A 17,440-nucleotide genomic window follows, 5' to 3' on the forward strand; every position below is an offset into this window, starting at 1 on the left:
TGGATTGATATCAATGGATTGGTACCGACGACAACAAGGCCGCCCATTGGGCGGCCTTGTTGTTTATGGCTGGCAGTGCGGGATTCAGGCCAGCGACTTGCCCTTGAGCAGCTTGCGCACCCAGTAACGGGCCGGGTGGAGCGCCTCCAGCAGATCGGCTGCCAGGGGGAGGGGATCGCCACAGATCTCGCTGGCCAGCAACTCGCCGCACAGCGGTGCCGAGCACAGGCCCCGGGAGCCGAGGGCGCCCAGTACATAGAGACCCGGGTAAAGTGGCAGCGGCGCGGCATCTTGTCGATCCCCATGCAGCCCGGCGTAGTGATCCGCCAATCCCTGCAATCTGGCCACGGGGCCGACCACGGGCAGGTGATCCCGGCTGGCGCAGCGTACCCCGACCCGCGCCTCGTTACCGCTTACGTCTACCTCATCGGGCCAGGGCTGGCCAGGCAAGCAAGCTTGCAATCTGGTCCGGTTCTGGACCTGTTCATCGGTGCGAAATTCCAGACTGGTCTGGTTGCGACCATAGCTGGCCCCGATACAGTGATGCGCGTTGTGGGCCGGCGTGAGATAGCCGTCGTAGCAGAGCACGGTCTTGAGCTGGCCGAGCGCTGGGCTGGTCGGAATATGGCTCACCTGACCGCGCACCGGATAGAGCGGCAGTTCGGCAAAGGGGAGCAGGGTGGGCAGCTGGTGGCCGGCGGCCACCACCAGATTGGGGGCCTGCCAGTGGCGACCGTCATGGCTCATCACTTGCCAGCCGTCGCTTTGCTCGCCGACGCTTACCACCCGGGCGCCGTATTCCACCTGTAGCAGGCCGCTTGTTTGGGCTTCCTTGATGGCGGCGCGGGTGAGATCGGCCGGGCAGAGCCAACCTCCCAGTGGATAGCTGACCCCAGCATGACCCGAGGGCAGACCACAGGCTGCTTCGCACTGTGCCGTAGAGAGGGGGTGCATCAGCTCGGGCGGGAAGGGGCCCTGGCTCATCTTGGCCAGCTTGGCGGCGGATTTGTCGTCATAACCGAGCTGGGTCACGCCGCACAGCTCAAAGGCGATGGGGTGACGTTCTGCCAGGGCCAGCAGCCGGTTTCTGGCATGGCCAAAGGCGAGCGAATAGAAGCGCGACAACGCGTCGTGCTCGCCGTTAAGGAGCGGATACAAGGCCCCTTGCCGGTTGCCGGAGGCGCCGCAGGCCGGCTCGCCATCTTCGCACAGGAGCGTCACCTTGCGGCCTCGCTCCACCAGGGAGAGCGCCGTCATTGCCGAGGCGATGCCGCCGCCTATCATCAGCACGTCCCCCTCCCGCCCGGCCGGGCGGGCATACCAGGGAGCTATGGTCTGCTGTGGCTGCTTGTCTATCCGCTCGCCGGCCAGCATTTCCCGCTTGCTGCCGTGCCCCTTCACCTTCTTCATGGCAAAGCCGGCGGCGATGAGTCCCCGGCGCACGAAACCGGCGCAGGTAAAGGTCGAGAGGGTGGCGTTGGGGCGGGCGAGGCGGGCGAGGCCGTCGAACAGATCCTGGGTCCACATTTCCGGATTTTTGGCCGGCGAGAAGCCGTCGAGGTACCAGGCATCCACCAGACCGTCGGCCTGATGGGGCACCTGCGGCAACATGTCCTTGATATCGCCGAACCAGAGATCGAGGCAGATGCGTCCGCTGGCAAAGTGCAGGCGGTGGCAGCCGGATACCGGCAGGGGCCACTGTTTGACGAGATCCTGGCTGAAGTGTGCCAGCTCGGGCCAGGCGTCCAGCGCCTTGCGCAGATCGTCCCGGGTCAGGGGGTATTTTTCGAAACTGATGAAGTGAAGACGCAGGGCGTTACCGGATTGGGACGTCTGTTCCAGGAAGGCTTTCATTGTCGCCAGAAAGTTAAGACCTGTACCGAAACCTGTTTCACCGATCACGAAAGTGTCACCATCATGGTGCGAAAATCGCGCTGGCAGCTGATTTTGCTGCAAAAAGACGTAGCGGGTTTCACTTAGACCGTTATCATTGGAAAAGTACACATCCCCGAAGTCACTGGAGACTGGAGTACCCGCCTCGTTCCAGTCCAATCGGGCATGATGTAAGGATGTTTGACTCACGTTTTCCTCGGCTCGCGTCACAAAATCGCGGGCATTCTACGTGAAAGCAGACCAGTTTGGCAGCCGAAAGCGGGTAGACTTGGCGCCAGTTTTTCCAGACGAGATGAATTAATGAGAAGAGCAGTGATCACCGGTATCGGCGTCATCTCCAGTATCGGCAACAACAAGGAAGAAGTGCTGGCCTCCCTGAAAGCAGGCAAATCCGGCATCACCTATTCCGAGCAGTTCGAGCAACACAACCTGCGCAGCCGTGTCTGGGGTAACATCAAACTCGATCCGTCTGAACTGATCGACCGTAAAGTCATGCGTTTCATGGGTGACGCTGCGGCCTACGCCTATCTCTCCATGCAGCAGGCCATCGCAGATGCCGGCCTGCCGGAAGATCAGGTCTCCAACGAGCGCACCGGCATCGTGACCGGCTCCGGCGGCGCCTCCGGCAAGAACACCTCCGAGTCTTGCGACATCGCCCGTGAGAAAGGAGTCAAGCGCGTGGGTCCCTACATGGTGCCGCGCACCATGTCCTCCACCACCTCCGCTTGCCTGGCTACGCCGTTCAAGATCAAGGGTGTCAACTACACCATCAGCTCCGCCTGCGCGACCTCTGCCCACTGCATCGGCCACGCTCTGGAACTGATCCAGCTTGGCAAACAGGATATCGTCTTCGCCGGTGGCGGCGAGGAGCTGGACTGGTCCTCCACCATCCAGTTTGACGCCATGGGCGCGCTGTCTACCAAATACAACGACTCCCCGGAAAAAGCGTCCCGTACCTATGATGCGGATCGCGACGGTTTCGTCATCTCCGGTGGCGGCGGCATCCTGGTGGTCGAGGAGTTGGAACACGCCCTGGCCCGTGGTGCCCACATCTATGCCGAGATCACCGGTTACGGTGCGACCTCCGATGGTTACGACATGGTGGCCCCGAGCGGCGAAGGCGCTGTGCGTTGCATGAAGATGGCGATGCAGAGTGTCGGCAAGGTGGACTATATCAACACCCACGGTACCTCTACCCCGGTCGGTGACACCAAGGAGCTGGAAGCCATCCAGACCCTGTTTGGCAGCAACGCGCCCAAGCTTTCCGCCACCAAGGCGATGACCGGCCATGCGCTGGGTGCCGCCGGTGTGCACGAGGCCGTCTACTCTCTGCTGATGCTGCAACATGGCTTTATCGCCCCCAGCATCAACATCGAGAACCTGGACGAGAAGGCCGAAGGGCTGCCCATCGTGCGCGAGTACGAAGAGGCTGACCTCGACACCGTGATGTCCAACAGCTTCGGCTTTGGCGGTACCAACGCCTCCCTGGTGTTCAGCAAGTTCAAAGCCTGATCATCCGGTTGATATAAAAAAAGCGCCTCAGGGCGCTTTTTTTTTTTTGTGGCTGCGATTTGTTTGGCTGTTGCAGAGCAAGCAGAGCTTGTCATATGCCGGTCTGGGCGGGGGGGTTATGCGGTGAGTGGTCCTGCTCATGCGGTGTCACTTCATGCCAGGGTTTGATGATGACAAGAAGGGGAGCCACAGGCTCCCCTTCTTACGCTAATTGGTTGCAATGACAAGATAAGGGCGGCTAGAACCAGAAGCCGATGATAAAGGAGCCCGCCAGGGTCAACATCACGTTGGCCACCGCATAGGTGCCGGCGTAGCCGAGCGCCGGAATGGAGCTGTTGGCCGCTTCGTTGACCACATCCATGGCCGGAGCGCAAGTACGGGCCCCCGTGATGGCGCCGAGCAGCAGCGCCGGGTTCATCTTCAGCACCCAGACCCCGAACAGATAGCCCACCAGCACCGGCAGGGTGGTCACCAGCATGCCGGACAAGAGCACCACGCCACCCACTTCGCTCAGGTGGTCCAGAATGCCGCCACCGGCCTTGAGACCCGTGCTCACCATAAAGACGGCGAGGCCGAGATCCTTGGCCAGACGCAGGGCGCCCGGCGGCACATAGCCGACCGTGGGGTGGTTGGCCCGCAGATACCCCATCAGGATCCCGGCCAGCAGCAGGCCGACGGCGTTGCCGAGGCCAAACTCGATCTGGCCGAATACCAGGGAGACGGAGCCAATCAGCAGCCCCAGCACAAAGAAGGTGGTAAAGGCCACCAGATCCGTGGTCTGACTATGGATGCTTATAAAGCCGATCTTGTTGGCCAAGAGCTTGACCCGCTGCTTCTCGCCGCTGATCTGCAGCACGTCGCCTTTTTGCAGCATGATGTTGCGATCGAACGGCATCTCGATCTGGGAGCGCACCACCCGGTTGAGGAAGCACCCCTTCTCGGTGAGATTCAGCTCCACCAGATGGCGACCCACCACGGCGTCGTTCTTCACCACTATCTCTTCGGTGACGATCTGCAGGTCAAGCAGGTTGCGGTCAAACACCTCCTTGCCGTTGCGATAGTTGACGTCGAGTTTCTCGTGGCTTTCGGGGTAGCCCACCAGGGCGATCTCGTCCCCTTCCTGGATGACGGCGTCACCATCGGGACTGGCCAGAATGCCGTTGCGGCGGATCCGCTCCACATAGCAACCGGTGTGGGGATAGATGCCGGTCTCGCGCAGAGTGCGGCCGCCAATCCAGGCAGCGAGCTCGGGGCCGACCCGGTAGGCGCGAATGATGGGCAGATAGGTCTTGCGATTGTCGCTGTCTGAGAGGCCCCGCTCACGGGCAATCTTCTGCGCCTCGGTATTGAGGTCGAGGCGTGCCAGCGAGGGGAGATAGCGCACCACCAGCATCAGGCCCACCAGTCCCACCAGATAAGTCAGGGCGTAGCCGATGCCCATGTTGTCGAGCACCGACTGCATGTCGGTCTGGTGAGGGAGGTTAAGCAGGCCGCTGCGCAGGGCATCCTGGGCACCGACCAGCGCCGGGGTCGAGGTGAGCGAGCCCGCCAGGATGCCGGCGGCCATGCCTGGCCCCAGATTGAAGAATTTGGCCAGCCCTACGGTCAGCAGCAGTGCCGAGAGCAGGATCACCAGGGTCAGGGTGATGTAGTGGATGCCGTCGCGAAGGAAGACGCTGAAGAAGTGGGGTCCGGCCTCGATACCCACACAGAAGATGAACAGCATGAAGCCGACGTTTTCGGTGGAGGTGGAGAACTGGAAGCCCATCTGGCCAAACAGCAGGGCGGTGAAGAGCACCCCAATGGTGTTGCCAATCTGGAAGTTGCCGAGGCGCACCTTGCCAAGCAGCAGGCCGAAGGCCAGCACCACGAACAGGAGCAGGGAGTCGCTTTGATGTAGCAGTGTCACGAAATCTATGGTCATGCCCGGAAAAACCGAGGAAAAAAGTGGGGCGGACATTGTGCCGGATCTGTCACCAATAAAGAAGCGCAAGGAACCGATTAATCAACAGTTACGAGGGGCTGTGACGGCTTGCCAGAGAGGGATCGGGAGCGTATCGGTGCAAAGGTGGCGATTTTTGCTGTTCAGGCCCGTGTCAATGAGTGAAAAATGCTGACGCAAGGGGGAGCTGGACAGTGAGGAGGATAAGTTTAGATTCTGCTGTTGGCCCGCTTTGGAAGGAGCGGTTTCAGCAGATTCAACCGGTAGCGAAACAGGGTGATCTGGGAAGTAAACGACCATCATGTTGGCTGCTCGCCCAGCACTGCTGGGGTAGACAAAAGATATCTGCAAAAAGGAACAAAAGTGTCGTTTGGGCAGGGGAGAGAGGGGTATGTACAAAACAGCATAAAATCAGGTTGCCCCTCGGAGCATGGCCCGAAAAGCCGTGATAACGGGTGAACCCGCATCGGGACAGGGTTTGCTGCAGTTACCCACAGAATCTGTGGATAACCCTGTTTATGAATCCTGTTCATCGGCCCGAAAGCCGCGCCAATACTGGGCTGCAAGGGCTGTACAAAAAATACCGCATGAAAAATGTTTACATTAAAATCAAATACTTAGATGCAACAGAAGAAAACTCTGAAGAGCCGTGTGCGGTGAAAAAGGGGATCGTCAGCAGCAAGAAGGATCTTGTGCATTAAAATTGGCAGAAGAGAGCACTAAAGTGGATAACTTGCACCGGGATGGTGAGGAATTGGCTCCCCCGACTGGACTCGAACCAGTGACATACGGATTAACAGTCCGCCGTTCTACCGACTGAACTACGGGGGAACATCAGGCAAGGAGGAGCATCATACAGAAGGTGTCTTCACCGGTCAAGCCACCGACGGCATCATGGTGCGGGTGTACCGGTGCGGATCACTCGGTTACACTGCTCTCTTGCTGTTTCGTGTCGGGAGTCTCCATGAGCAAGTTGTTCAAATTAGCCAGCCAGTTTCAACCCGCCGGGGATCAACCCAAGGCCATTGCCCAGTTGCTCGACGGTATCGAGTCTGGCCTTGCCCATCAGACCTTGCTCGGGGTGACCGGTTCGGGCAAGACCTTCACCATGGCCAATGTCATCGCGACTCTCAACCGCCCGACCATGATCCTGGCTCCCAACAAGACTCTGGCGGCCCAGCTCTACGGCGAGATGAAGGAGTTCTTCCCCGACAATGCGGTGGAGTATTTCGTCTCCTACTACGACTACTACCAGCCCGAGGCCTATGTGCCGACCACCGACACCTTCATCGAGAAGGATGCCTCCATCAACGATCACATCGAGCAGATGCGGCTGTCGGCCACCAAGGCCTTGCTGGAGCGGCGTGACGTGGTGATTGTCGCCTCGGTGTCTGCCATCTATGGTCTGGGAGATCCGAAGGCCTACCTCAGCATGATGTTGCACCTCAAAGTGGGGGATGTGATCAACCAGCGGGACATCCTGCGCCGTCTTGCCGAACTGCAATACACCCGTAACGACATGGCCTTCCAGCGCGGCACTTTCCGGGTAAGGGGGGAGGTGATCGACATCTACCCCGCCGAATCGGACAAGCTGGCCCTGCGAGTTGAACTGTTTGACGAGGAGGTGGAGCGCCTCTCCCTGTTCGACCCGCTGACCGGCGCCATCGAGCAGACTGTGGTGCGCTACACCATCTATCCCAAGACCCACTACGCCACTCCGCGCGAAACCATCCTCGATGCCATTGAACATATCAAGGAGGAGCTTAAAAGCCGTCGTGAGCAGCTGTTGTCGCTCAACAAGCTGGTGGAGGAGCAGCGGATCAGCCAGCGCACCCAGTTCGACATGGAGATGATGCAGGAGTTGGGCTATTGCTCGGGCATCGAGAACTACAGCCGCTACCTCTCCGGCCGTGCGCCGGGGGAGCCGCCGCCCACCCTGTTTGATTACCTGCCGGGGGATGGCCTGCTCATCATCGACGAATCCCACGTCACGGTGCCGCAGATCGGCGCCATGTTCAAAGGGGACAGATCCCGCAAGGAGACTCTGGTGGAGTACGGCTTCCGGCTCCCTTCCGCGCTCGACAACCGTCCTCTCAAGTTCGATGAATTCGAGGCCCTTATGCCGCAGACGGTGTTTGTCTCGGCAACCCCGGGCCCCTATGAGCTGGAGAAATCTGGCGGCGACGTGGTGCAGCAGGTGGTGCGTCCTACCGGTCTGCTCGATCCCGAAGTGGAAGTACGCCCGGTGACCACCCAGGTGGACGACCTGCTCTCCGAGATCCGCCAGCGGGTAGCGCTGGCGGAACGGGTGCTGGTGACGACGCTCACCAAACGGATGGCCGAAGATCTGACCGAATATCTGGCGGAGCACGGCGTCAAGGTACGTTACCTACACTCGGACATCGACACCGTGGAGCGGGTGGAGATCATTCGCGATCTGCGTCTCGGTACTTTTGATGTGCTGGTGGGGATCAACCTGCTGCGCGAAGGCCTCGACATGCCGGAGGTGTCCCTGGTGGCCATCCTGGACGCGGACAAGGAGGGTTTCCTGCGCTCCACCCGCTCCCTGATCCAGACCATAGGGCGTGCGGCCCGCAACCTCAACGGCAAGGTCATTCTCTACGGGGATACTATCACCAACTCCATGAAGGTGGCCATCGAAGAGACCGAGCGGCGCCGCGCCCTGCAGCACGCCTACAACCTCGAGCACGGCATCACCCCCAAGGGGCTCAACAAGGCCATCGGCGATGTGATGGACATGGGGGGCAGCCGCAGCGCTGGCAAGGGCGGCAAGGGGAGTCGTAAGGCGGCCGAGCCACAAGGGGAGTACCATGTCCGCTCCGCCAGCGAGATCGCCAAGGAGATCAAGCGGATGGAAGAGCAGATGTTCCAGCATGCCCGGGATCTGGAGTTCGAACAGGCGGCGGCACTGCGGGATCAGATCCAGCAACTGCGCGGCGAGCTGATCGAATCATGAGTACTCGACGCTGGCTCATCTGGCGGCGCGTGCGCCGCCTCTACCTCGGTTTTCGCCACCCGTCCACCCCCTGGTGGGCCAGGGGGCTGGTGATCCTCATCCTGCTCTATGGCTTGAGTCCGGTTGATCTGGTGCCGGATCTGGTACCGCTGGTTGGCTGGCTCGACGATGCGACCCTGCTGCTACTCCTGTTGTGGGGCTGGGAACGCTGCTTGCCGGCCTCGGTACGTGATGGTCTGGAGGAGGGATCCTGACGGGCTTGTAACCCGTATCAATGCGGCTTGGGAGCCGAAAACGGTTTTGTCTGGCTTTTTTGCGAAAGGGGAAGAATGAGACCTGTCTCGTGATTGTGACCCTGCATGGGTTGGCGTAGACTCCACGCCGTTCACTTCACGAGTATCAAAAAATGGATCTGATCCTGTTTGCTATCGACTTTATCCTGCACGTCGACGTTCATCTGAAAGAGCTGTTTGAAAACTATGGCATCTGGGTATATGCCATCCTGTTCCTGATCATCTTCTGCGAGACCGGACTGGTAGTGACGCCGTTTCTGCCCGGCGATTCCCTGCTGTTTGCCGCCGGCGCCCTCACCGTCGACAGCGTGCTGGATGTGCACACCCTGGCTGGTGTGCTGACTCTCGCCGCCGTGCTCGGCAATGTGGTCAACTACACCATTGGTCACTTCTTCGGCGAGCAGCTGTTTCGCAAGCCGGATTCGAAAATCTTCAGGCGGGACTATCTGGAGAAGACCCGAGGCTTCTATGCCAAACATGGCGGCAAGACCATCATCATTACCCGTTTCCTGCCGATTGTGCGTACCTTTGCCCCCTTCGTGGCAGGCATGGGGGCCATGACCTATCCGCGCTTCCTGGCATTCAATCTGGTGGGCGGACTGCTGTGGGTGTTGTCGTTTGTCTATGCGGGCCACCTCTTTGGCAACCTGCCGCTGGTGCGCCACAACTTTACCCTGCTGATCTTCGGCATCATAGGCATCTCCCTGCTGCCCATGGTGGTCGGGGTGATCCGTGCGAAAATGAGCCCGGCGCAGGCGAGCTGAGTCGTCTCATCATAGTGCCTGGGCCAGCAAGACAAACAAAATAGGGGAGCCATAAAGGCTCCCCTATTTCTGTGGTACTTGTTCTGGCGCGCAGGCCGGATGCCTCAACTACAGCAGCGACCCTTCACCAGATTGCCGATGGCCACTACGGTAAACACCAGCAGGTAGGCGGCGAAGATGGCCACCAGCCACTGGGGCATGGAGAAGCTCAAGAACTGCCAGGTGATCTCGCCGCAATCCCCATCCGGGAAGAAGAGCCAGGGGATCCATTGATCGAGCGGCGCCCAGCTCGGGAAGTCGGCATAAGGGCTGCAGACGTTGAACGGGGAGGGGTTGACCTGATAGTCGACATGTTGCAGCGCCAGCTGGAGACCGCGAAAGGCGCTGTAACCCCATAGCAGCATGGCACTCCAGCGCAGGTACCACTTCTCTGGGGCAATCATGCCGAGCAGACCGGCGCAAAGGACACCCAGTGTCGCAAGCCGTTCGTAGACACACATCACGCAGGGATGCAGTCCAAGTATGTGCTGGAAGAAAAGCGCACACAGTTCGAGGAACAGGGCGGAGGCCGCCAGCAGTCCCCAGGCCAGGCGGTTGCTGGCCAAGCGGCGGAGAAACGCGATCATCTCATTGATCTCACAGAAGAAACAGTGGCTGAATTAGAGCAGAGCAGGGGACAAAAGAAAAGGGCCCTGGCGGGCCCTTGTCATTGGAGTACGACAGGATCAGTGTAGCGCCGGGGCGACTACGGCAGCCCCCTGCGGAACAATCAGCCAGCCCTGCTGGTAAAACCACTCGGTCAGGGGCGTCAACACGGTTTCCACTGCGGCGAAACCGACCAGACCCAGCACCAGGGTGTAGGGCAATGCCATCCACACCATGCGGCCATAGGAGAGGCGAAGCAGGGGGGCCAGCGCCGAAGTCAGCATGAACAGGAAAGCAGCCTGACCGTTCGGGGTGGCCACAGATGGCAGGTTGGTGCCCGTGTTGATGGCCACCGCCAGCAGATCGAACTGTTCGCGGCTGATGGCTCCATTGAGCAGGGCCGTTTTCACTTCGTTGATGTAGACGGTGCCGACGAAGACGTTGTCACTGACCATGGAGAGCAGGCCGTTGGCCATATAGAAGAGCGCCAGCTGGTGATCCGGATCTGCCGAGAGCACCCACTGGATCACCGGCTTGAACAGCTCCTGATCGATGATCACGGCCACTATGCTGAAGAAGACGGCGAGCAGGGCGGTGAAGGGGAGCGCCTCTTCAAACGCCTTGCCGAGGGCATGCTCTTCGGTGATGCCGGTCAGGGAAGTGGCCAGCACGATGACGGTGAGACCGATAAGGCCCACGGCCGCCAGGTGGAGCGCCAGACCGACGATCAGCCAGACTGCTATCACCGTCTGGGCGATGAGCTTGGCTCTGTCCTGTTGGCTGCGTTTTGCCTCTTCATAACGGTTGTACTCCTCCATGATCTTGCGCACGTTGACGGGCAGGCGGGTGCCGTAGCCAAACAGGCGGAAGTGCTCGACCAGCACACAGGTGAGCAGACCACAGATGAAGACCGGCAGCGAGACCGGCGCCATGCGGATGGCAAATTCACCGAAGTGCCAGCCGGCCTGTTCGCCGATGATGAGGTTCTGCGGCTCACCCACCAGGGTGCAGACGCCCCCCAGTGCCGTACCGACGGCGGCATGCATCATCAGGCTGCGCAGGAAGGCGCGAAAATTGTCGAGATCCTGGCGGTTGAGTTCAGCCACTTCCTGATCATCGGTATGGTCGTGATGATGACCAAACTCCTTGCCGGAGGAGACCTTGTGATAGATGGCGTAGAAACCGGTGGCCACGCTGATCACCACGGCAATGACCGTCAGGGCGTCGAGGAAAGCGGAGAGGAAGGCAGATACCAGGCAGAAGGAGAGGGAGAGCAGTATCTTGGAGCGCACTCCGATCAGCAGCTTGGTAAACACGTAGAGCAGCAACTGTTTCATGAAGTAGATGCCTGCCACCATGAATACCAGCAGCAGCAGTACCTCTATGTTGGCGACCAGCTCATGCTTGACCTGATCGGCCGATGTCATGCCGATCAGCACGGCCTCGATGGCCAGCAGACCGCCCGGTTGCAGGGGATAACACTTGAGGGCCATGGCCAGGGTGAAGATGAACTCGACAACCAGCAACCAGCCTGCAATGAAGGGGTCGAAATGGAAGGCGATGGGGTTGATGATCAGAAACAGCAGGATGGCTTGTTTATACCACTGTGGCGCATTGCCCAAGAAGTTCTTGGCAAATGCCTGCCCTAGGCTTATTGGCATGATGATGGGTCTCAGCGTTGTTGTTAGGATCTGCGTCTATGCAGTCAAGGGTACTTGACCTGTACGTCCGGATGTTGGCCCGTATCTATATAATTACACGTGATTTTAATCAAAAAGCGGAACGATTATATACAAAGGTTGGGCCAAGATCTTGGAAGTGATGGTTTTATCACCACATAACCAGCGCTGACTGGCACCGCTATCGATTTTTAACACAAATTAATAACATTTTCTTTGCCATATGTGAGCAGAGGACTGACCTTCTGCTTGCCAGCCTTCCTTGCTTTGATATGATTCGTGGGCCTTTTTACGTATTACAACAGAGTCATTTCATGGTCATAAAAGCGCAGAGCCCTGCAGGGTTTGCCGAGGAATACATCATCGAGTCCATCTGGAACAATCGCTTTCCTCCCGGATCCATTCTGCCTGCAGAGCGTGAATTGTCCGAGCTGATCGGGGTGACACGCACAACCCTGCGGGAAGTGTTGCAGCGTCTGGCCCGTGACGGCTGGTTGACCATACAGCATGGCAAACCGACCAAGGTAAACAACTTCTGGGAAACCTCCGGTCTCAATATTCTGGAGACCCTGGCCCGTCTGGATCAGGACAAGGTGCCGGATCTGGTCGCCCAGTTGCTGTCGGCACGCACCAACATCTGCACCATCTTCATCCGTGGTGCCATCCGTAACAATCCGGAGCAAGCCGCCGAGATCCTGCGCGGCGCCGCCGAAGTGGAGAACACGGCCGAGGCTTATGCCGAGTTCGACTATCGTCTCCATCACCAGCTGTCGTTTGCCTCCGGCAATCCCATATATGCCCTGATCCTCAACGGATTCAAGGGGCTGTATAGCCGGGTAGGGCGTTACTACTTCTCCGACAAGCAGGCGCGCGAAACTGCGGACACCTATTACAAGACCTTGCTGAACCTGGCCGAGACCCACGATCACGAAGCAGTCTTCATGACGGTTCGCCAGTACGGCATCGAATCCGGCAAGCTCTGGACGCGCCTGCGTCAGGACATGCCGATCGACCTGTGTGACAACTGAGTCACCTTGTCAGCCTCTCAAGAACGCGCCTTTGGCGCGTTTTTTTATGCCCGTTTCCGGTTTCCGTCTTCTTGTCAGGGCTGTCAATGGCAACTAATCCATTGAGTTGAAAGGAAATACACTCTAAAAATTGATCTGGCGCAAATATACCCCGCATTTATTACTTTGGTGGCATAGGACTCAGCAACGGGTTAGGGTCAAATAGACTTATCAAGAGCGGAGATACTATCCGCCGAAAAAGGAACACGCATTTCACAGGACGAAAGGACCACATTATGAGTCTGCTTGAACACACTATCTGGACCGTATTGGGATATGGGGTCATGCCCTTTATCTTCCTGAGTGGGTTTGTAGCCGTGGCAGTCACCTGCTGTGTGCTGCTCAACGCCTTCGGGGTCGAGTCCGCCGAGAAGTGAGTCGCTTCTGCAATGCCGCCAAATGCCAGTCTTCGGACTGGCATTTGTTTTTTCAGCGCCTTTCGAAGCCGGTGTGGCCAAATCTTTGATTTCTGTGGTCGAACCCTGTCGCCAATTTGATTACACTGGCGCCCGTATTTCCATTCACGTGTCTCTTACCCAGGTTTTCAAGGTTTTTTATGGCTCTCAAGGCAACCGTATTCAAGGCCCAGATCAGCTTGTCTGACATGGATCGCAATCTGTATCAGGACTTCTCCCTCACCCTGGCGCGCCACCCTTCCGAAACGGACGAGCGGATGATGATCCGGCTGGCGGCGTTTGCCTGGCATGCCGCAGAGCGACTGGAATTTACCAAGGGGCTGAGCGCCGACGATGAACCCGAACTCTGGGAAAAGAACTACTCGGACGAGATTGAGCTCTGGATTGAACTGGGACAGCCCGACGAGAAGCGCCTCAAGAAGGCCTGCAACCGGTCGCGCCAGGTCGTGCTCTATCTCTACGGCGGGCGTGGCACCAGCGTCTGGTGGAAGCAAAACCAGGGCAAGCTGAGCCTGCATGACAACCTGAGCATCATCGAACTTGCGGAGAGCCAGACCCTGGCGCTCACTGCCATGGTGGAGCGTACCATGCAGCTCACCTGTACCATCTCCGACGGCCAGCTCTGGATCAGCAATGGCGCCCAGGAAGTGACCCTGGATCCGCTGCTGCTGATGGGCAAGCCGGCCCGCGAACTGTAACGGAATCCGCCCGTGTTCAGCGCCCTGCTCAATATCGTCATTCCCGTGTTCGGTGTGATCGGGCTCGGCGCCCTCTATGGCAGGCTGCGACCGGGCGGGGCGCTTGGCTATGTCAACCTGGCCAACATAGAGTTGTTTACTCCGGCGCTGGTCTTTTCGGCACTGGTCAAGTACCCGCTGGCGCTGGGGGATAATCTGCCGTTGATCGGGGCAGGGGCCCTGGTGATCCTGCTGCCCGGGCTGCTGCTCGCTCTGCTCAGGCTCGACGGCGTCGAGCGGGCGGCCCTCATTTTGCCCGCCATGTTTCGCAACACCGGGAATTTGGGCATCCCCCTGATGGTGCTGGCCTTTGGCGAGCAGCAGCTGGGGGCCATCGTCATCCTCTTTGTGCTCTCCAACCTGCTTCACTTCTCGGTCGGCATGTTTATCCTGTCGGCCAATACCTCCCGCTGGCTCTGGCTGCGCAGCCCCGTGCTCTGGGCGGCCCTGGCTGGCTTGCTGGTGGCCAACCTGCAGATCCCGCTGCCTGAATATCTGGTGACGACGGTGTCGATGCTCGGCCAGATCTCGGTGCCGCTGATGTTGTTTGCCCTCGGGATCCGCCTGATGGAGGGGGAGCTGGATCACCTGGGGCTGGCCCTGCGCTGCAACCTGCTCTATCTGCTGGCCGGTGGCCTGTCGCTCTTGTTCGCCATCTGGCTGTTGCCTCTCAAAGCTGAATGGATCCCGCTGCTGATGCTGTCGGTCTCCCTGCCCCCAGCGGTGCTCAATTACATGCTGTGCGAGCAGTACCGCTGCCAGCCGGAGAAGGTGGCCAGTATCGTGCTGGGGGGCAATCTGCTCTCCTTGCTGGTGATCCCGCTTTCGGTTTGGCTGGCGCTGCACTTGCCATCATAAGCAGAATACAATTCTGATAATTCACCATTTTGTCGATTTTATGGCTGTTTTTTAGGCGCAAGTTCGGCCCCTTCATTTTACTTTTCGTGATCCCCTCCCAAGTTGTGTCCGTTGAAATCCCTTAGTATCTGGCCAGCATGACTCCCTTTAGGGGGAGCTAATTAAAAAAGGGAGCAATGGATGCGCGTCGTGAATACCCCCTGTCTGCTGATGCAGATCCAGCCAACCATCTTGCGCTTTGCCAAGATGCTGGCCAGCGTGCTGCAACTGGAAGTCGAGATTGTCGACGACAATCTGGTGCGGGTGGCCGGAACCGGCCCCTATGGCAAATTCTTCGGTCGCCAGCTGGAGGGCGACTCCAGGCTGCTGCGCTACGTGATTGAAAACCAGCGGGAAAAGATCGTCACCCATACCAGCGACGACCCCGTGTGTGATGGCTGCAGCTGCAAGGAGAGTTGCCGGGAGCGGGCATTTCTCGGCATCCCCATCATGGTGGAGGAGCGCTGCATCGGGGTGATCAGCCTGGTGGCTTTCAACCCCGAACAGCAGGAGCGGCTCAGCAACAATCTGCAGGATGTGTGCGACTACGTGCGCCACATCTCCGCCATCTTTGTGGCCAAGCTGTTCGACTCCCATGGCCTGTCGGACGGGGTCAACAAGGTGTTTCTCGATCTGATGGCCAACATGGATCAGGGCTGCCTGCTGCTCGATGACAAGAGTCAGGTGCGCTATGCCAACGAGGTGGCGCTCAAGCAGCTTGGCTGCAAGCAGGAACAGTTGCTGGGGCGCGAGCTCGGCATTCGGCCGCTCACCTTCGCCCAGCACGGGCGAAACGGCCATCTGCAGCACATTATCACCCTGGAGGATCGCCAGGAGTTGATCATCGGCCAGTTGCACCATGTGCAGGGGCAGCAGCTGTTCCTGATGGCGTTTCATCAGTCCCACTCCGGCCAGGTACGGGAGCCGGATGCCGATCACTGTATCGAGCAACTGATCGGCGAGAGCAAGCCGATGCGCACCCTCAAGCGGCTGCTGCACCGGATCGCTCAAAGCCCCTCTAGCGTGTTGATCTGCGGGGAAAGCGGGACCGGCAAGGAGGTGGTGGCGCGTGCCGTGCATCGGCTCAGTCCGCGCAATGGCAAGCCCTTTATCGCCATCAACTGTGCCGCCATCCCCGAGCAACTGCTGGAGAGCGAATTGTTTGGCTATGTGAAGGGGTCCTTTACCGGTGCCGCCAGCGGGGGCAAGCAGGGGCTGATCCAGGCCGCGCATCAGGGCACCCTGTTTCTCGACGAGATAGGGGACATGCCCCTCACCATGCAGGCCAAGTTGCTGCGGGTGCTGGAGCTGCGGGAGGTGACCCCCATCGGGGCCAGTCGCCCGGTGCCGGTGGATATCCGCATCATCGCCGCCACTCACCAGCATCTCGATCAATACATCGCTGAAGGCAAATTTCGCGAGGATCTCTACTACCGGATCAACGTGATCCCGCTCAATCTGCCGCCACTGCGGGAGCGGGAAGGAGATGTAGAGCTGCTGACCCACTATTTCCTCAACCTGCACACCAGCCGGATCGGTATCGTCTACCCGGGGCTGACCCCCGAGGTGATGGCCCTGCTCAAGGGCTATCGCTGGCCGGGCAACGTGCGTGAATTGAGTAACCTGATGGAGTATCTGGTCAACGTCACCCAGCCGGGGGAGGTGATCGATGCCACCCTGCTCCCCCCCAACATTGTTCGCAACCAGCTGGGGTCGCTCCCGGCCGAAGAGGGGCGGATCCCCGTCACCGTGGTGAGCCCGTCGTCCGCCAGTCTGCTGATGCCGGCGAGCGTGGATGCGGCATCAGTGGCTGCCCCGCAGCCTGCGGAGAATGGCCTTGAGAACATGGAAAAACAGATGATCGAGGAGACCCTGATGCGTCTTGGCAACAAGAAGCTGGCCGCCCAGGCCCTGGGGATAGGGATTGCCACCCTGTATCGCAAGATAAAGAAGTACGAGATCACCGTGCAGGCCTGATGGTTAGGCACGGTGCAACGAGCCCGCGTCATGAGATGGATGGCGCGGGCTTTTTCTTGGGTACACGAATGACGCAATGGAAGGGCAGGGAATGCAAAAAGCCCGCTCGATGAGCGGGCTTTTCAGAAAATGGTGCGTCCTAGTGGATTCGAACCACCGACCCCCACCATGTCAAGGTGGTGCTCTAACCAGCTGAGCTAAGGACGCAGAGTGCGCAAGGCGACTTTTTTGCAGGGGAGTGGTGGGTTTAATTGGATTCGAACCAACGACCCCTACCATGTCAAGGTAGTGCTCTAACCAACTGAGCTATAAACCCACATCTGAGTCTGCAAATTTTTCAAACTGTTATGGTGCGTCCTAGTGGATTCGAACCACCGACCCCCACCATGTCAAGGTGATGCTCTAACCAGCTGAGCTAAGGACGCATAACAGTGTTTCATGATGGTGCGTCCTAGTGGATTCGAACCACCGACCCCCACCATGTCAAGGTGGTGCTCTAACCAGCTGAGCTAAGGACGCATCATGAAAAGTGGTGGGTTTAATTGGATTCGAACCAACGACCCCTACCATGTCAAGGTAGTGCTCTAACCAACTGAGCTATAAACCCACTTTGCGAACCGGGTCAGGAACCCGTTTCACCA

At 58.9% G+C, this 17,440-nt stretch carries 14 protein-coding genes and 6 tRNA genes; 10 read left to right on the plus strand and 10 right to left on the minus strand.

From position 1 onward, the window contains the following. Window positions 1-84: 84 nt before the first annotated feature. Entirely contained in the window at window positions 85-2,103 is a 2,019-nt protein-coding gene (gene mnmC / locus ACB028_RS16505; protein ID WP_371144761.1) for a bifunctional tRNA (5-methylaminomethyl-2-thiouridine)(34)-methyltransferase MnmD/FAD-dependent 5-carboxymethylaminomethyl-2-thiouridine(34) oxidoreductase MnmC, read from the minus strand. A 90-nt stretch (window positions 2,104-2,193) separates the two neighbouring features. On the opposite strand from mnmC, the gene fabB reads away from it, so the two are divergent. Beyond that, the gene (gene fabB / locus ACB028_RS16510; protein WP_026457872.1) at window positions 2,194-3,405 is read left to right on the plus strand and encodes a beta-ketoacyl-ACP synthase I; all 1,212 of its coding nucleotides are present in this window, start codon (window positions 2,194-2,196) and stop codon (window positions 3,403-3,405) included. Window positions 3,406-3,643: 238 nt separating this feature from the next. Here fabB and ACB028_RS16515 read toward each other — a convergent pair whose 3' ends face one another. Beyond that, window positions 3,644-5,329: an aspartate:alanine antiporter gene (locus tag ACB028_RS16515; RefSeq protein ID WP_042026458.1), complete on the minus strand. Its 1,686-nt coding sequence runs from the start codon at window positions 5,327-5,329 to the stop codon at window positions 3,644-3,646. A 536-nt stretch (window positions 5,330-5,865) separates the two neighbouring features. On the opposite strand from ACB028_RS16515, the gene ACB028_RS16520 reads away from it, so the two are divergent. Next, on the plus strand, window positions 5,866-6,048 hold the full coding sequence (locus ACB028_RS16520; RefSeq protein ID WP_156140831.1) for a hypothetical protein: 183 nt from the start codon (window positions 5,866-5,868) through the stop codon (window positions 6,046-6,048). Between the two features lie 54 nt (window positions 6,049-6,102). Here the strand turns inward: ACB028_RS16520 and ACB028_RS16525 are convergent. Then, window positions 6,103-6,178 (minus strand) — tRNA-Asn (locus ACB028_RS16525). Between the two features lie 133 nt (window positions 6,179-6,311). Between ACB028_RS16525 and uvrB the strand changes: the two genes are divergently transcribed. The 3 genes from uvrB to ACB028_RS16540 all read left to right on the plus strand — a co-directional run bounded on the left by uvrB (window position 6,312) and on the right by ACB028_RS16540 (window position 9,381). Continuing rightward, on the plus strand, window positions 6,312-8,324 hold the full coding sequence (gene uvrB / locus ACB028_RS16530) for an excinuclease ABC subunit UvrB (RefSeq protein WP_371144762.1): 2,013 nt from the start codon (window positions 6,312-6,314) through the stop codon (window positions 8,322-8,324). Beyond that, window positions 8,321-8,578, plus strand: coding sequence for a YkvA family protein (locus tag ACB028_RS16535; RefSeq protein WP_371144763.1), 258 nt, complete (start codon window positions 8,321-8,323; stop codon window positions 8,576-8,578). The genes uvrB and ACB028_RS16535 overlap by 4 nt, the downstream gene beginning before the upstream one ends. Before the next feature lie 152 nt (window positions 8,579-8,730). After that, window positions 8,731-9,381, plus strand: coding sequence for a DedA family protein (locus ACB028_RS16540; RefSeq protein WP_201977851.1), 651 nt, complete (start codon window positions 8,731-8,733; stop codon window positions 9,379-9,381). A 104-nt stretch (window positions 9,382-9,485) separates the two neighbouring features. Here the strand turns inward: ACB028_RS16540 and dsbB are convergent, their stop codons facing one another. Beyond that, window positions 9,486-10,007, minus strand: a complete 522-nt coding sequence (gene dsbB / locus ACB028_RS16545) for a disulfide bond formation protein DsbB (protein WP_042026041.1) — start codon at window positions 10,005-10,007, stop codon at window positions 9,486-9,488. A 99-nt stretch (window positions 10,008-10,106) separates the two neighbouring features. Continuing rightward, window positions 10,107-11,687 (minus strand): sodium/proton antiporter NhaB, encoded by a 1,581-nt coding sequence (gene nhaB / locus ACB028_RS16550; RefSeq protein WP_371144764.1) that lies wholly within the window; start codon window positions 11,685-11,687, stop codon window positions 10,107-10,109. Between the two features lie 332 nt (window positions 11,688-12,019). Here nhaB and fadR point away from each other — a divergent pair, with 332 nt between their 5' ends. From fadR to ACB028_RS16575, 5 genes are all read left to right on the plus strand, one after another. Then, on the plus strand, window positions 12,020-12,733 hold the full coding sequence (fadR, locus tag ACB028_RS16555; protein ID WP_042026044.1) for a fatty acid metabolism transcriptional regulator FadR: 714 nt from the start codon (window positions 12,020-12,022) through the stop codon (window positions 12,731-12,733). Window positions 12,734-13,008: 275 nt separating this feature from the next. Next, complete coding sequence (locus tag ACB028_RS16560) at window positions 13,009-13,149, plus strand: TIGR02808 family protein (RefSeq protein WP_082037484.1); 141 nt, start codon at window positions 13,009-13,011, stop codon at window positions 13,147-13,149. Window positions 13,150-13,328: 179 nt separating this feature from the next. Continuing rightward, window positions 13,329-13,886, plus strand: coding sequence for a YaeQ family protein (locus ACB028_RS16565; protein WP_216992421.1), 558 nt, complete (start codon window positions 13,329-13,331; stop codon window positions 13,884-13,886). 12 nt (window positions 13,887-13,898) lie between these two features. Then, complete coding sequence (locus ACB028_RS16570; protein WP_371144765.1) at window positions 13,899-14,783, plus strand: AEC family transporter; 885 nt, start codon at window positions 13,899-13,901, stop codon at window positions 14,781-14,783. 180 nt (window positions 14,784-14,963) lie between these two features. After that, window positions 14,964-16,799 (plus strand): sigma 54-interacting transcriptional regulator, encoded by a 1,836-nt coding sequence (locus tag ACB028_RS16575; RefSeq protein WP_371144766.1) that lies wholly within the window; start codon window positions 14,964-14,966, stop codon window positions 16,797-16,799. Window positions 16,800-16,929: 130 nt separating this feature from the next. Here the strand turns inward: ACB028_RS16575 and ACB028_RS16580 are convergent. From ACB028_RS16580 to ACB028_RS16600, 5 genes are all read right to left on the minus strand, one after another. Further along, window positions 16,930-17,006, minus strand: a tRNA-Val gene (locus ACB028_RS16580). A gap of 32 nt (window positions 17,007-17,038) precedes the next feature. After that, window positions 17,039-17,115, minus strand: a tRNA-Val gene (locus ACB028_RS16585). 32 nt (window positions 17,116-17,147) lie between these two features. Next, window positions 17,148-17,224, minus strand: a tRNA-Val gene (locus ACB028_RS16590). A gap of 17 nt (window positions 17,225-17,241) precedes the next feature. Continuing rightward, window positions 17,242-17,318 (minus strand) — tRNA-Val (locus ACB028_RS16595). An 11-nt stretch (window positions 17,319-17,329) separates the two neighbouring features. Beyond that, window positions 17,330-17,406: transfer RNA gene (locus ACB028_RS16600), tRNA-Val, on the minus strand. Between the last annotated feature and the right edge of the window lie 34 nt (window positions 17,407-17,440).

The sequence above is a fragment of the Aeromonas sp. S9(2024) genome (genome assembly GCF_041403185.1).
In the GTDB taxonomy this organism is placed as follows: Bacteria; Pseudomonadota; Gammaproteobacteria; order Enterobacterales; family Aeromonadaceae; genus Aeromonas; species Aeromonas enteropelogenes.